This window comes from Ferrovibrio sp. (assembly GCF_046297595.1).
Classification (GTDB): Bacteria; Pseudomonadota; Alphaproteobacteria; order Ferrovibrionales; family Ferrovibrionaceae; genus Ferrovibrio.
The window spans coordinates 951447-964232 of record NZ_JBKBHT010000001.1 but is presented as its reverse complement, the minus strand read 5'-3'; the positions used below and the strand labels follow the sequence as shown (position 1 = coordinate 964232).

At 63.9% G+C, this 12786-nt stretch carries 13 protein-coding genes and 1 other RNA gene; 5 read left to right on the top strand and 9 right to left on the bottom strand.

The genetic code is table 11. The annotated features are described in order from the left end of the window. Nucleotides 1-76: 76 nt before the first annotated feature. From ssrA to ACK4FJ_RS04855, 4 genes are all read left to right on the top strand, one after another. Nucleotides 77-407: a transfer-messenger RNA gene (ssrA, locus tag ACK4FJ_RS04870) on the top strand. A gap of 120 nt (nt 408-527) precedes the next feature. Continuing rightward, nucleotides 528-1031 (top strand): SspB family protein, encoded by a 504-nt coding sequence (locus ACK4FJ_RS04865; RefSeq protein WP_409764706.1) that lies wholly within the window; start codon nt 528-530, stop codon nt 1029-1031. A 76-nt stretch (nt 1032-1107) separates the two neighbouring features. Continuing rightward, on the top strand, nt 1108-2718 hold the full coding sequence (locus ACK4FJ_RS04860) for a fumarate hydratase (protein WP_409764705.1): 1611 nt from the start codon (nt 1108-1110) through the stop codon (nt 2716-2718). 67 nt (nt 2719-2785) lie between these two features. Further along, a complete protein-coding gene (locus ACK4FJ_RS04855; RefSeq protein ID WP_409764704.1) occupies nt 2786-3541 on the top strand; it encodes an FRG domain-containing protein in 756 nt (251 codons plus the stop codon). 6 nt (nt 3542-3547) lie between these two features. Here the strand turns inward: ACK4FJ_RS04855 and ACK4FJ_RS04850 are convergent, their stop codons facing one another. From ACK4FJ_RS04850 to ACK4FJ_RS04810, 9 genes are all read right to left on the bottom strand, one after another. Next, nucleotides 3548-4255 carry an ABC transporter ATP-binding protein gene (locus tag ACK4FJ_RS04850; RefSeq protein ID WP_409764703.1) on the bottom strand — a complete coding sequence of 236 codons (708 nt, stop codon included), beginning with the start codon at nt 4253-4255 and terminating at the stop codon, nt 3548-3550. After that, nucleotides 4252-4986 carry an ABC transporter ATP-binding protein gene (locus tag ACK4FJ_RS04845; protein ID WP_409764702.1) on the bottom strand — a complete coding sequence of 245 codons (735 nt, stop codon included), beginning with the start codon at nt 4984-4986 and terminating at the stop codon, nt 4252-4254. Before ACK4FJ_RS04845 ends, ACK4FJ_RS04850 begins: the two co-directional genes overlap by 4 nt. Then, nucleotides 4983-5984 carry a branched-chain amino acid ABC transporter permease gene (locus ACK4FJ_RS04840; protein ID WP_409764701.1) on the bottom strand — a complete coding sequence of 334 codons (1002 nt, stop codon included), beginning with the start codon at nt 5982-5984 and terminating at the stop codon, nt 4983-4985. The genes ACK4FJ_RS04845 and ACK4FJ_RS04840 overlap by 4 nt, the downstream gene beginning before the upstream one ends. Further along, nucleotides 5981-6850, bottom strand: a complete 870-nt coding sequence (locus ACK4FJ_RS04835) for a branched-chain amino acid ABC transporter permease (protein ID WP_409764700.1) — start codon at nt 6848-6850, stop codon at nt 5981-5983. The genes ACK4FJ_RS04840 and ACK4FJ_RS04835 overlap by 4 nt, the downstream gene beginning before the upstream one ends. Before the next feature lie 33 nt (nt 6851-6883). Continuing rightward, nucleotides 6884-8116: an ABC transporter substrate-binding protein gene (locus tag ACK4FJ_RS04830; RefSeq protein WP_409764699.1), complete on the bottom strand. Its 1233-nt coding sequence runs from the start codon at nt 8114-8116 to the stop codon at nt 6884-6886. Beyond that, a complete protein-coding gene (locus ACK4FJ_RS04825; protein WP_409764698.1) occupies nt 8113-8727 on the bottom strand; it encodes a MarR family winged helix-turn-helix transcriptional regulator in 615 nt (204 codons plus the stop codon). Before ACK4FJ_RS04825 ends, ACK4FJ_RS04830 begins: the two co-directional genes overlap by 4 nt. Before the next feature lie 307 nt (nt 8728-9034). After that, nucleotides 9035-9628 carry a response regulator gene (locus ACK4FJ_RS04820; RefSeq protein ID WP_409764697.1) on the bottom strand — a complete coding sequence of 198 codons (594 nt, stop codon included), beginning with the start codon at nt 9626-9628 and terminating at the stop codon, nt 9035-9037. Between the two features lie 96 nt (nt 9629-9724). Further along, nucleotides 9725-10579: a 2,3,4,5-tetrahydropyridine-2,6-dicarboxylate N-succinyltransferase gene (dapD, locus tag ACK4FJ_RS04815; RefSeq protein WP_409764696.1), complete on the bottom strand. Its 855-nt coding sequence runs from the start codon at nt 10577-10579 to the stop codon at nt 9725-9727. Nucleotides 10580-10676: 97 nt separating this feature from the next. Next, nucleotides 10677-11402 carry a pyrimidine 5'-nucleotidase gene (locus ACK4FJ_RS04810; protein ID WP_409764695.1) on the bottom strand — a complete coding sequence of 242 codons (726 nt, stop codon included), beginning with the start codon at nt 11400-11402 and terminating at the stop codon, nt 10677-10679. An 89-nt stretch (nt 11403-11491) separates the two neighbouring features. Between ACK4FJ_RS04810 and ACK4FJ_RS04805 the strand changes: the two genes are divergently transcribed. Then, nucleotides 11492-12784, top strand: a complete 1293-nt coding sequence (locus ACK4FJ_RS04805; protein WP_409764694.1) for a diguanylate cyclase domain-containing protein — start codon at nt 11492-11494, stop codon at nt 12782-12784. The last annotated feature ends 2 nt before the right edge of the window (nt 12785-12786 follow it).

Sequence of the window (12786 nt, the reverse complement as noted above, 5' to 3'; positions counted from 1 at the left end):
CCCAAAAGCCTGCGTCCCAAAAAGCCGGCCTTTGGAAATGCCCAGGGAAATGCCTTGGGAAATGCTCTGGCCGGGGACCCTTCAAAAACCCCCTCCGAACCCCTACATTGGGTCTGTCGGGAAACCGACTATGGCGATAAACGCCGTGCGGAATAGGCGTAACGGACCCGGGGGCAGTACCCGGCGCCTCCACCATGAACCCGGACAGGCCGTTTTGGCTAAGTCATTGGCTGGGTTGATGATGGGGGCGAATCAGGCTCGACGTGCGCAATAAAGGCCCGGTTTTTGCCCGGCATGATACCGCCGTTATCGGGTCACCTCAAAAGTGCCAACGACAATAGCGTTGCACTCGCTGCCTAATCGGTAAGCGCGGCTCGGGGGGCGCCGGGCAACAGAAGCCCCCCACTTAAATCTTCCGATTTCGACCTTAATCCTGTGGAAAGACCGGCCTTTGCGGCCGGCTTGGAATTGAACCCCCGGAAGGGGAAGGATAAAATGCGACAAACGCGTATCCGAGAAGATTAGTCATGGCCGGCAAGCTGCTCGACTACAACCAGTTGGTGGAAACCGCCCTGCGCGGCGCCGTGCGCGAGGCGCTGAAGCGCGTCGCCGAGTTCGGCCTGCCGGGCAACCACCATTTCTACGTCACCTTCCGTACCGACCAGCCCGGCGTCGAACTGCCCGACTATCTGCACGAACGCTACCCGGAAGAGATGACCATCGTGCTGCAGCACCAGTATTGGGGGCTGGAGCCGGGCGAGGACGCCTTCCAGATCACTCTCAGCTTCAACAAGGTGCCCGAGCGCCTGGTGATCCCCTACGCCGCGATCACCGCCTTCGCCGATCCCAGCGTGCAGTTCGGCCTGCAGTTCCGTGTCGCGCCCAATGCCGATGCGCGCCCGGCCATCAGCAGCCCGGCCCCGGTGGGCGAAAGCGATGCCGCGCCGGCAGCCGCCGCTTCCGAAGATGCGGCCGAACGCAAGACCGGCGACGTCGTCGCGCTGGATGCCTTCCGCAAGAAAAAGACCTGACCCGCGGCGCCCGCAGCGCCGGCCCAGTCAGCAGCCCCATGCCAGCAGCCTAAGACCAGCAGCCCCGGAGAATAGAATGCCCGAGTTCCGCTACGAGGACCTGTTTCCGCTCGGTCCCGACACCACGCCCTATCGCAAGCTGTCTTCCGACGGCGTCGCGGTGATCAAGGCCGGCGGGCGCGATGTGCTGCAGGTTTCCGACAAGGCGCTCAGCGATCTCTCCTTCGCCGCCATGCGCGACATCGCGCACCTGTTCCGCCCCGGCCATCTGGCTCAGCTGCGCGCCATCCTCGACGACAAGGACGCTTCGCCGAACGACCATTTCGTGGCGCTGGAGCTGCTCAAGAACGCCAACATCTCGGCCGGCATGGTGCTGCCCTCCTGCCAGGATACCGGCACCGCCATCGTGATCGGCAAGAAGGGCCAGTATGTCTGGACTTCGGGCAAGGATGAGGAAGCGATCAGCCACGGCGTCTACCGCACCTATACCGAGACCAACCTGCGCTATTCCCAGCTCGCGCCGCTCTCCATGTTCGAGGAGAAGAATACAGGCACGAACCTGCCGGCGCAGATCGAGCTCTATGCCACCGATGGCGATGCCTACAAGTTCCTGTTCATGGCCAAGGGCGGCGGCTCGGCCAACAAGACCTACCTGTATCAGCAGACGCCGGCGGTGCTGCGCGGCGATGCCCTGCTGAAATTCCTCGATACCCAGATCAAGACCCTGGGCACGGCGGCCTGCCCGCCCTATCACCTGGCCATCGTGATCGGCGGCCTGTCGGCCGAGCTGAACCTCAAGACCGCCAAGCTGGCCTCGGCGCGCTATCTCGACCACCTGCCGACGAAAGGCAGCGAGACCGCTCATGCCTTCCGCGACGTCGAATTCGAGCAGAAGATCCTCGAACTCACCCGCGTAAACGGCATCGGCGCGCAGTTCGGCGGCAAGTATTTCTGCCACGACGTGCGCGTGATCCGCCTACCGCGCCACGGCGCCTCCGTGCCGATCGGCATCGCCGTTTCGTGTTCGGCCGACCGTCAGGCTCTGGGCAAGATCACGCGCGACGGCATCTACCTGGAGCAGCTCGAGACCAACCCGGCGCAGTATCTGCCCGAGCATGAGGACAAGCTGTCGGCCGAAGTGGTCAAGATCGACCTCAACCAGCCGATGAGCGAGATCCGCAAGAAACTCTCGCAGTATCCGGTCAAGACGCGGCTGTCGCTGACCGGCACGCTGATCGTGGCCCGCGACCTGGCCCATGCCAAATTCGCCGAGCGCATCGAGAAGGGCCAGGGCCTGCCGGATTACGTGAAGAACCACATGATCTATTACGCCGGCCCGGCCAAGACGCCGGACGGCATGGCCTCGGGTTCCTTCGGCCCCACCACGGCCGGCCGCATGGACTCTTACGTCGGCCTGCTGATGGAAAACGGCGGGGGCTTCATCAGCCTGGCCAAGGGCAACCGCTCCAAGCAGGTGACCGATGCCTGCAAGAAATACGGCGGCTTCTATCTCGGCTCGATCGGCGGTCCGGCCGCGATCCTGGCCAAGAACTGCATCAAGAAGGTCGAGCAGCACGAATACCCGGAACTCGGCATGGAAGCGGTGTGGAAGATCGAGGTGGAGGATTTCCCCGCCTTCATCATCGTCGACGACAAGGGCAACGACTTCTTCGCCAACCTGGCGTAAGTAGGAAAAGGCCACCGCGAGGTGGCCTTTTCTATTTTTATTAAAATGATGAAGGCAGGAGTTGGGGATGACCAAATGGGAAAAATTCCTGGCCGACGTTCAGGTGCATATTTCCTCATTAGAATTGCAAGGTTGCGACGTGCCTTTCTTTCGAGGCCATAGTAACGGAAGTTGGAACTTGCTTTGCGGGCTTGGGAGGAGCAGTAAAGCTCGTAAATTCAAATACATGGAATCAACATTATATTATGACTTTGTAGCCCTTGCTGGCCCCCTGCTTAATGATGCCAATTCATCTTGGGATACGTTGTTTGCGATGCAGCATCATGGCTTGCCGACTAGATTGTTGGATTGGTCACACACTTTTTCTGTCGCTTTATACTTTGCACTAAAACCCTACTTGGGGATGAAGAGTAAGCCTCGTATTTCAGAGGTAGAACTTCCTTGCATTTGGATCTTAAACCCATTTGCTTTGAATAAGATGTCAATGAATAACGACTCAATCTTCAATCCGCACACTGATTTGGATTTGACGTATTGGGAGGCTTATATAGAAGAGAATAAGAAATTTCCTGCAGACGTTGTTGCGCTGAGCCCCCCTCAGACAAGTACGCGATTGGCAGTGCAGCGGAGCGGCTTCACATTTCATAATGACATAGAAGAGCCTTTGGAGAAAAAATACGCTGACTATTTGACGAAGTTTGTAATCCCTGCTGCGGCTATTCCTGAGGCTCTGACCTTCTTGACATTAGCCGGCACGAATGAATACTCGCTCTATCCCGATCTTGATGGATTGGCACGCTATCTAAAAATCCGCCACTTGTAGCGTGCGCTATAGCCCCATATAGGCCTGCCGCACGCGGTCGTCATGCAGCAGGGCCTCGCCGGTGCCCTCCATCACGATGCGGCCGTTTTCCAGCACATAGGCCTGGTCGGCCAGTTTCAGCGACACGGCCACGTTCTGCTCCACCAGGATCACGGTCATGCCGCGCTGGTGCAGCAGCCTGATGATGTGGAACACCTCCTGCACGATGGCCGGCGCCAGGCCCAGCGAAGGCTCGTCGAACATGATCAGTTCCGGCTGGCCCATCAGGCAGCGGCCGATGGCCAGCATCTGCTGCTCGCCGCCCGACATGGTGCCCGAAAGCTGGTTGCGCCGTTCCGCCAGGCGCGGAAACAGGCCGAACACCTCGTCCAGCGTCGTCTTTTCCTTCGCGCGCGCGCGCGACAGCATGGCGCCCATCTGCAAATTCTCCAGCACGGTCAGGCTGGGAAACACCTGCCGGCCCTCGGCCACCTGGCCGATGCCGAGGTTGCAGACCTTGTGGCTCGGCAGGCCGGCGATCTCGGCCTCACCGAAGCGGATGCTGCCTTTGCGCGGCTTCTCGATGCCGGCGATGGTGCGGATCAGGGTGGACTTGCCGGCGCCGTTGGCGCCGATGATGGCAACGATGCTGCCCCGGGGCACGCGCAGCGACACACCGTCCAGTGCCTGGGCGTCGCCGTAAAAGACATCCAGATTTTCAATGGCGAGGCTCATGCCTCCACCTCCTCGCCCAGATAGCATTCCAACACGGCGGGATCGCGCACCACGTCTTCCGGCGCGCCGCTGGCGATCACCTGGCCGTAATGCAGCACCACCACCTCCTGCGACAGGGCCATCACTGCGCGCATCACATGCTCGATCAGCAGGATGGTCATGCCGTGTTTCCGGTTGAGGTCGCGGAACACAGCCACCATCTGGTCGGTCTCGGTGGGCCGCAGGCCGGCCATCACCTCATCCAGCAGCAGAAGTTTCGGCTCGGTGGCCAGCGCGCGCGCCACTTCAAGCCGTTTGCGTTCGGGCAGCGTCAGCTGGGCGGCCGGCTGGTTGCGCTTGTCGGCCATGCCGAGCTGGTCCAGCACGGCCTCGGCCTTGCGCCGCGCCTGCCGCACATCCTTCTCGGCCCGCAGCGCGCCGACAAGCACGTTCTCCAGCGCGGTCAGTTCCTTGAACGGCTTCACGATCTGGAAGGTGCGGCCGATGCCGGCATGGCAGATGCGGTCTGGCCGCATGCCATCGATGCGGTTGCCATCGAAGGTGATGCTACCCTCGTCGGGCTTGAACACACCGGCGATCATGTTGAAGCAGGTGGTCTTGCCGGCGCCGTTCGGGCCGATCAGGCTGACGATACCGCCCTGCGGCACGCTTAAGCTCGCCTGGCTCACCGCACGCAGGCCGCGGAAGCTTTTCGAGATGCCGTCGACGGTGAGCAGGGGGGCGGCGCTCATGACCGGTCCTCCAGGCCCAGCCGCTTGCGCAGTGGCGGCCAGATGCCATGCGGCAGGTAGATGATCACCACCAGCAGGCAGATGCCGTAGAACACCTGCTTGATGCCGGGGATTTCATAGCCCAGGGCATGCATGATCTCGGTCACCGCCTCGGCCAGCGCGGTCAGCACGAAGGCGCCGAGGATCGGGCCGAACAGCGATCCGACGCCGCCGATGATCGGCCCGAGGATCAGTTCGATCGAACGCGCCATGCTGAATATCTGCTCGGGGAACAGGTTGTTGTAATAGAAGGCGAAGAACACGCCCGACAACGCTGTCATGCCCGACGAGATCGCCACCGCGATCATCTTGTAGCGGAAGACGTTGATGCCCAGCGTCTGGGCTGCTTCCGGTTCCTCGCGGATGGCCAGCCAGTAATAGCCGATGCGTCCGGTCAGCAGCCAGCGGCAGAGCAGGAAGGCCAGCGCGGTGATGCCGAGCAGGATGTAGTAGAACATGGTGGGCGAGCCGCGCAGGTTGAGCGGATCGTTGGCGGCCTGCTGCGTCACCGGCAGGAAGAAGCCGCCCGAGCCGTTCACCCAGGTGAAATGGTCGAAGCCGACGCGGGTGAATTCGGCAAACGCGATGGTCAGCAGGGCGAAATACACGCCGCTGATGCCAAAGCGGAAGGCCAGGAAGCCGATTACCAGGCCGGCGGCCATCGAAATGGCGATGGCGGGCAGCACGCCGGCCCAGGGTCCGATGCCGAAATGCACATACAGCGCGGCGGCGGTGTAGGCGGCGATGCCGACATACAGCGAATGGCCCAGGCTGAGCTGGCCGGCAAAACCCATCATCACGTTCCAGGCCTGGCCGGTATAGGCGAAATACAGCACCAGGATCAGGATCGAGAGGATATAGGCATCCACCACCAGTGGCGCGATCAGCAGTCCGGCCAGCAGCAGGCCGAGCAGAACCAGGGCGCGCCGCGGCACGCCGTCGAGCATACGGGTAATCATGCTTTACGCCCCAGCAGGCCCTGCGGCCGGAACAGAAGAACCAGGATCAGGATGGCGACGCCGAACATCGTCTTGGCCGAAGGCGCGAAGAACAGGCCCGACATCGCCTCGGACAGGCCGATCAATACGCCGCCCAGCAGCGCGCCGGGCATCGAACCCAGGCCGCCGATGATGACGATCACGAAGGCCTGCAGGGTAAACACGGGCCCGATATTGGGCGTCGTGTCGATCAGCAGCGTCATCATGGCGCCGGCGGCGCCGACGCAGGCCGAGCCGATGCCGAAGGTCAGCGCATAGAGCTGCTTGACGTTCAGGCCCACGACCAGCGCGCCCATGTGGTTGTCGGCGCAGGCGCGGATCGCCTTGCCGGTATGGCTCAACTTGAAAAAGGCGAAGAGGGCGGCGGTGATCGCCAGCGCCATGCCGGCGGTAATCACGCGCACCTTGTCGACCAGCAGCGGGCCGATTTCGATGGAATCCAGCGAATAATCCACCAGCACGTTATGGGCATCGGGCCCGAAGATCATCAGCAGGCCGTTCACCATGATGATCGCCACGGCGGCCAGCAGGATGAACTGGCTGTGTTCGGGCCGGTTGATGAAGGGATTGATCAGCAGGGCCTGCATGGCATAGCCGAGCGCAAACAGGATCACCGCGATGGGCACCATGGCCACCAGCGGATCGACATGCCAGGCGGCGAAGGCGACGATCGCTCCGTAAGAGGCGATCGTCATCATCTCGCCATGGGCGAAGTTGACCACACGCACCACGCCGAAGATCACCGACAGGCCCAGCGCCATCAGGCCATAGACCAGGCCGGTCAGGATGCCCTGCAGTGCAACGGTGAATATGAGTTCTGTTGGCATGATCTTTACGCGGTGCGTGTGGTCGGTCTTGGCTTAGCGCTTGCTCCAGCTCGGCATCGGCAGGAGCAGGTTGTCCTCCGCGATGTCGAGCGGCAGCACCACTTTCGGCCGCTGGTCCAGGTTCTGCAGCGTCACCGACTTGATGTTGACGTTCTGGCCCTTCTCGTTGAACTGCAGGGTGCCGCCGGCCATCACGTGGTTGTCGATCTTGGTCATGCGGATCGCGTCGGCCAGGGCCTTGCCGTCCGCGCTCTTGGCGCGGTTGAAGGCGTCGACCGCCACCATGACGGCCTCGAACGAGAAGCCGACATTCAGCTCGAACAGCTCACCCTTGTAGGACTTGGTGAATTCATCGAGCAGCTTCTGCGTGATCGACGAACGCGGGTTGTACCACGGCACGTTGGTGATCATGTAGTTCGAGAACCTGCCCAGGGTCTTGTAGAACTGGTTCTCGTAGAAGCCCGGCGCGCCGGGGCTCATGACGATCTTCGGCTCCCAGCGCTGTTTGACCATTTCGCGCACCATCAGGATGGCGTCGTTCAGGCGTGTCACCGGCATCACCATCTCGGCGCCGGTGGCCTTGGCCTTGGCGATTTCCACCGACAGGTCCTTGGCCTGCGGGTCGTAGGCGATGGTCTCGACGATCTGGAACGGCAGGTTGAAGCGCGGCGCCATCGCCTTGATGGCCCCGGCCATGGCCTGGCCGAAGGTGTCGTTCACATGCATGAACACGGCGGTCTTCGGCGTGATGCCGCTCTTTTCGAACACGCCCTTCATCAGGTTCAGGCCGTCGCCGACCAGCATCGGCGCGGTCGGGAAGTTGCGGAACACGAACTTGTAGCCCTGTTCGGTGATCTGCGGCGCGGCGGCCACGTTGATGATGTAGGGCACGCCCTTCTGCTCGGCGACCTGGGCGATGGCGGCCGACTGGCCGGAATCGAAGGCACCGATCAGCACGTTGGCGCCGTCGTTGATCAGCTTTTCCGCGCGGGCGCGAGCGACGTCGACATTCGACTCGGTGTCGGCGTTCATGATCTCGACCTCGGCGGCCATGCCGAGCTGCTTCAGCACGCGTGGGGCGATGTCGATGCCGCGCTGGCAGGCGATGCCGAGCTGGGCCTGGAAACCCGAGCGCGGATGGATCGAGCCGATCTTCAGCGCCTTGGGTTGGGCGCGGATGATGTTGAACGGCGCGGTGCCGGCCACGATGGCGGCGCCCGCGGCCGCCGAAGCGGCGAACTGGCGGCGGGTAATCTTGCTGCTCATGGTCTGTCCTCCCTTGATGTGGTTTGCCGCCGCCCGGTTTGGCCGGCGCGCTTGGTACGCGACGCTACCGGATCGTTGTCCGGTGCGGAATGGGCCTCGCCGGTAAGGGCCGGCGAAGCGATGAACTTGCGCAGCAGGTGCATCAACGTCTCGTGCTCCTGCTCGGTCAGAACCTGGTTGATCAGCTTGTCGTGGCCTTTGACCTGCGCGATCAGCTCGGCCATGCGGCGTTCTCCGCCGGCGGTGAGGAACAGGCCGTAGGCCCGGCGGTCATGCGGGTCGGCGCGGCGTTCCACCAGGCCCAGGCGCTCCAGCCGGTCGACCATCGTCATGGCGCCGGAGCGGGCGACGCCCAGCGCCTCGCCCAGCCGGCTCTGCTGCAGGCCGGGGTTATGTTCGATCAGCATCAGCGCGGAAAACAGTGCGGGACTCACGCCGGTGGGGCCGAGGCGGGCGTAGAAATTCTCCCAGACCCGCAGCTGGGCCAGGCGCAGCAGGTAGCCGACGTGATTGGGCAGGGTGCCGTAATCGACGGCGGCCGCGGCACGCCGGTCCGTCTTTTCAGACTTGCGCGTATCGATCGCGGTTCCGTTGCGGACGGATGCCGGCACGGCTGCTGTTCCTCCCTGCCGTCGGCCTTGTAGGCCACAGCTTGTTATGACGCCGGATTGTAGCGAGGAACAATAGTAATGCAAGCGTACAAAATGCCCGCAACGCGATTGGCGTTAATATTGCCTGCGGGCGGGGGCGGATGCCAGAGAAGATCTGGGTCGGTCTGTCATCCGAAAGTCATGTCGGCGGACTAATGTGCCGGCATCTCGGCGCCGCCTGGTGCCCGGCCGGCCTCGGTGTCCCCGCTCCGACCGGCCTTCTTTTTTGGTGATCTTTCAGGCGGCTTTGTTCTGGCGACAACAGCCTTCAGGCCGGGTCGGACTTCCTGCGGCGGTCCTTGCCGGTGCGTCGGCCGCCGCCCTTGCGCCGATCGCCGTTGCCCGGAATGTCCTCGGGCTCCAACTCGATGAAACGGCGTTCGCTAAGGCGGCGGTCGACCAGCCTGCGGCGGTCGGGGCCAATGAATCCCTTCACGCGCACGAATGGGCGCGGCTCTTTCAGCACCGACATCAGCCGACGCACCAGGGCCGCGACGGCGGGCGGCTTGATCACGATCTCGTTCACGCCCGCATCGCGCGCAGCAATCACCAGGGCGGCGTCGGGCGCCTCGATCATCAGGATGATGGGGATGCGCCCGAGATCGCCGGGATCGCGGCGCAGCCGGCGGACCAGCATCAGGCCATCGCCGCCGGGCAGCTTGTGGTCCAGCAGCAGGACGCTGGGCTGGTCCAGTATGAGCTGGCGCATGGTCTCACCGGCATTGCCGGTCAGCATGATGGTGGGAAAACCCATGCCCAGCAGCACATTGCGCATGGCATGGCGCGTGGCGCGGTTGCCTTCCGCCACCAGGATGGTGGCGCTGCGGAAGGTTTTGGGGTCGATGCGGCGGTCCTGGCTCATGGCGTCACTTGGAAAACCCCGGCGAGTTTTGCCGCACTCCGTTAATGAAGCGTGAGCGCCGGTTCGGTCGCGCAGCAGTTCATCGCCATCGCGCGGTCAATCGCGCAGAAGTTCATTGATCGAGGTCTTCGAGCGCGTCTGGGCATCCACCCGCTTGACGATCACCGCGCAATACAGTGACGGGCCCGGCTGGCCATTGGGCAGCGGCTTGCCCGGCAGGCTGCCCGACACCACCACCGAATAGGCCGGGACGCGGCCCTGGAATACCTCGCCGGTGGCGCGGTCGATGATCTTGGTCGAGGCGCCGAGATACACGCCCATGGACAGCACCGAACCTTCCTCGACGATCACGCCTTCGGCCACCTCGGCGCGGGCGCCGATGAAGCAGTTATCCTCGATAATCACCGGATTGGCCTGCAAAGGCTCCAGCACGCCGCCGATGCCGGCGCCGCCGGAAAGGTGCACGTTCTTGCCGATCTGGGCGCAGGAGCCCACGGTGGCCCAGGTATCGACCATGGTGCCGCTGTCGACATAGGCGCCCAGATTGACGAAGCTGGGCATCAGCACCACGCCCGGCGCGATATAGGCGGCGCGGCGCACCACGGCGCCCGGCACGGCGCGGAAACCGGCACCGCGAAAACGCTGCTCGCTCCAGCCGGCGAATTTCGACGGCACCTTGTCGAACCAGTGCGCGCCGCCGGGTGCATCCGAGATCAGCATGTTGTCGGTCAGGCGGAAGCTGAGCAGCACGGCCTTCTTGGCCCACTGGTTCACCCCCCATTTGCCGCCGACCTTCTCGGCCACGCGCAGCTTGCCGTCATCCAAGGCGTTCAGCGTGGCTTCCACCGCGTCGCGCACCTCGCCCTTGGTCTGGAAATTGACCTGGTCGCGGCTTTCCCAGGCGGCATCGATCACGGGCTGCAGCTGGGCCTTGAGCGTGGCGTCGGTCATGGGAAAATCCTCGTCATTAAAGGCGGAAAAAGCGGAAAAGCCGCGAGACAATAGCGGCCACGCCTCTTGAGTCAACGCCTGCCGGGCGAAGGCTGGGCTAATCCAGGGGCAGGCCGGCCAGGAAGGCCGGCAGGTCGTGTGCCACATGGTGGATATGGTCGTCGCCCGGGTTGGGCTGGGCCCAGGCCGAGGCGGTGGGCACCCATATGGTGGTCATGCCCAGGCCGGCGGCCGGCTTCAGGTTGCGGGCCATATCCTCCACCATCACGCTGCGCTGCGGCGCGATGCCGTAGCGTTCCACCAACTGGCGATAGGGCGGCTCCTGCGGCTTGGGCAGATAGGCCGAGGCGACGATATCGAACACGCCCTCGAAGCGGTCGGCGATGCCCAGTCGTGCCAGCACCCGCTCGGCATGGGCCACGGTGCCATTGGTGTAGATCAACTTGCGGCCGGGCAGGCGGTCCAGAGCCTCGGTCAGGCTGGGCAACGGCGCCACCACCGACACATCGATGTCATGCACAAAATCCAGGAAGGCCTGGGGGTCGACGCCATGCTCAACCATCAGGCCGCGCAGCGTGGTGCCATGGGCCTGGAAAAAGCCTTTCTGGCGCTGCTTGGCTTCCACGGCATCCACGCCGAACAGCTCGGCGATGAAATGGCCCATGCGCTGGTCGATCTGGGCGAACAGGTTGCACTCGGCCGGATACAGCGTGTTGTCGAGGTCGAAAATCCAGGTCTCGGCGCGCGCCAGGGCAGCATCGCGCAGAGGCGAGGCGGGGGGCAGGCCGGCATCGGCAAGCGGCTGGGAAGACGGGCTGATCACGGTTTCGCACCATAGGGGCTTCTGGCTAGAATGGCGAGTATCCGGGGCCTGGATGGCCCCATCGGCTCATGTCGGCAGGGAGGGGCGGCTTGCCCGGGAATGCGACAGCAACGCAGGCGGGCGGCCTGGCCGGTCCGGCACCGGAGGCCCTGATCCCGTCCTTTCCGGGGCCCGCTGTGCTGTTCGACGGCGAAGGCAGCGTGATGCTGGCCAATGCTGCCGCCGACACCCTGCTGGCCGAACTTGGCGCCGGGCGTCTGCCGGCGCTGGCATCCTCCATCGATGCCGCCCTGCAGGACGGCAAAACGCGGCAGGATCGCGCCGACCTGCCCGGCCCGCGCGGCGGCGCGGCTTTGCAGCTTACCCTGATCGTCTATGGCGGCGATGGCGGCACGCGGCGCCTGCTGCTGCTCGGCCGCGACGGCACGCTGGAGCGCAACCTGACCCAGGCACTGATGCAGTCGCGCCAGCTGTTCAAGGATCTGGTCACCTGCTCCACCGATTTCGCCTGGGAAACCAAGGCCGACGGCAGCTTCGGCTTCGTCTCGCCGCGTGGCGCGCTGGGGTTCAGCGCCCGCGAACTGGAAGGCACGCCGGCGCGCAACCTGCTGGCCGAGGATACGCCCGACACGCCGCGGCCGGCGCTGCTGCCCTTCGAAGCGGAGGCGCCGATGGAAGCGGCCGAAATTTTCCTGCGCCGCAAGGATGGCTCCGTCGGCTGTTTCGAGGTGTCGTGCTTGCCGGTGCGCGATACCAGGGGCGCATGGCTCGGTGTGCGTGGCGTGGCGCGCGACGTGACGGAGGCCCGCGAGCGTGTCGATGCCCTGCGCCGCGCCCACAAGCAGCTCAACCGCTTGGCCAACACCGATGGCCTGACCGGCCTGCTCAACCGCCGCGCCTTCCTCGCCGAGCTGGACAAGCGCCTGCCGCGCCATCTGCGCAACAAGCTACGCGGCACGCTGATCTATTTCGATCTAGACAATTTCAAGAAAGTGAACGACGTGCGCGGCCACCAGGCCGGTGACGAGGTGCTGAAGGCTGTGGCTGAGGCGGCGAAGCGCATGCTGCGTGCTGTCGATCTGGCCTCGCGCATCGGCGGCGACGAATTCCTGCTCTGGCTGGAGGAAAGCGACCGCGACGCGGCGGAATCGATTGCCGCCCGCCTGCATGAGGCGGCACGCGAGATCAACCGCCAGTATGGCGTCGAAGATTTTCCGCTCGGTTATTCCATCGGCATCGTGTTTTCGCGTCTTGATGAACTGGAAAGCACCGAGTCGCTGATTGCGCGGGCCGACGAGGCGATGTACGCCGCCAAGAAGGGCGGCAAGGGGCGCAGCCATATCGCCGCGCCACCCGATGCGGAAGGCGAGGTCGCGGCGTGACG

Coding starts and splice junctions, on each gene's coding strand:
- ACK4FJ_RS04865 (WP_409764706.1), top strand. CDS start 528: ATGGCCGGCAAGCTGCTCGACTACAACCAGTTGGTGGAAACCGCCCTG.
- ACK4FJ_RS04860 (WP_409764705.1), top strand. CDS start 1,108: ATGCCCGAGTTCCGCTACGAGGACCTGTTTCCGCTCGGTCCCGACACC.
- ACK4FJ_RS04855 (WP_409764704.1), top strand. CDS start 2,786: ATGACCAAATGGGAAAAATTCCTGGCCGACGTTCAGGTGCATATTTCC.
- ACK4FJ_RS04850 (WP_409764703.1), bottom strand. CDS start 4,255: ATGAGCCTCGCCATTGAAAATCTGGATGTCTTTTACGGCGACGCCCAG.
- ACK4FJ_RS04845 (WP_409764702.1), bottom strand. CDS start 4,986: ATGAGCGCCGCCCCCCTGCTCACCGTCGACGGCATCTCGAAAAGCTTC.
- ACK4FJ_RS04840 (WP_409764701.1), bottom strand. CDS start 5,984: ATGATTACCCGTATGCTCGACGGCGTGCCGCGGCGCGCCCTGGTTCTG.
- ACK4FJ_RS04835 (WP_409764700.1), bottom strand. CDS start 6,850: ATGCCAACAGAACTCATATTCACCGTTGCACTGCAGGGCATCCTGACC.
- ACK4FJ_RS04830 (WP_409764699.1), bottom strand. CDS start 8,116: ATGAGCAGCAAGATTACCCGCCGCCAGTTCGCCGCTTCGGCGGCCGCG.
- ACK4FJ_RS04820 (WP_409764697.1), bottom strand. CDS start 9,628: ATGAGCCAGGACCGCCGCATCGACCCCAAAACCTTCCGCAGCGCCACC.
- dapD (WP_409764696.1), bottom strand. CDS start 10,579: ATGACCGACGCCACGCTCAAGGCCCAGCTGCAGCCCGTGATCGATGCC.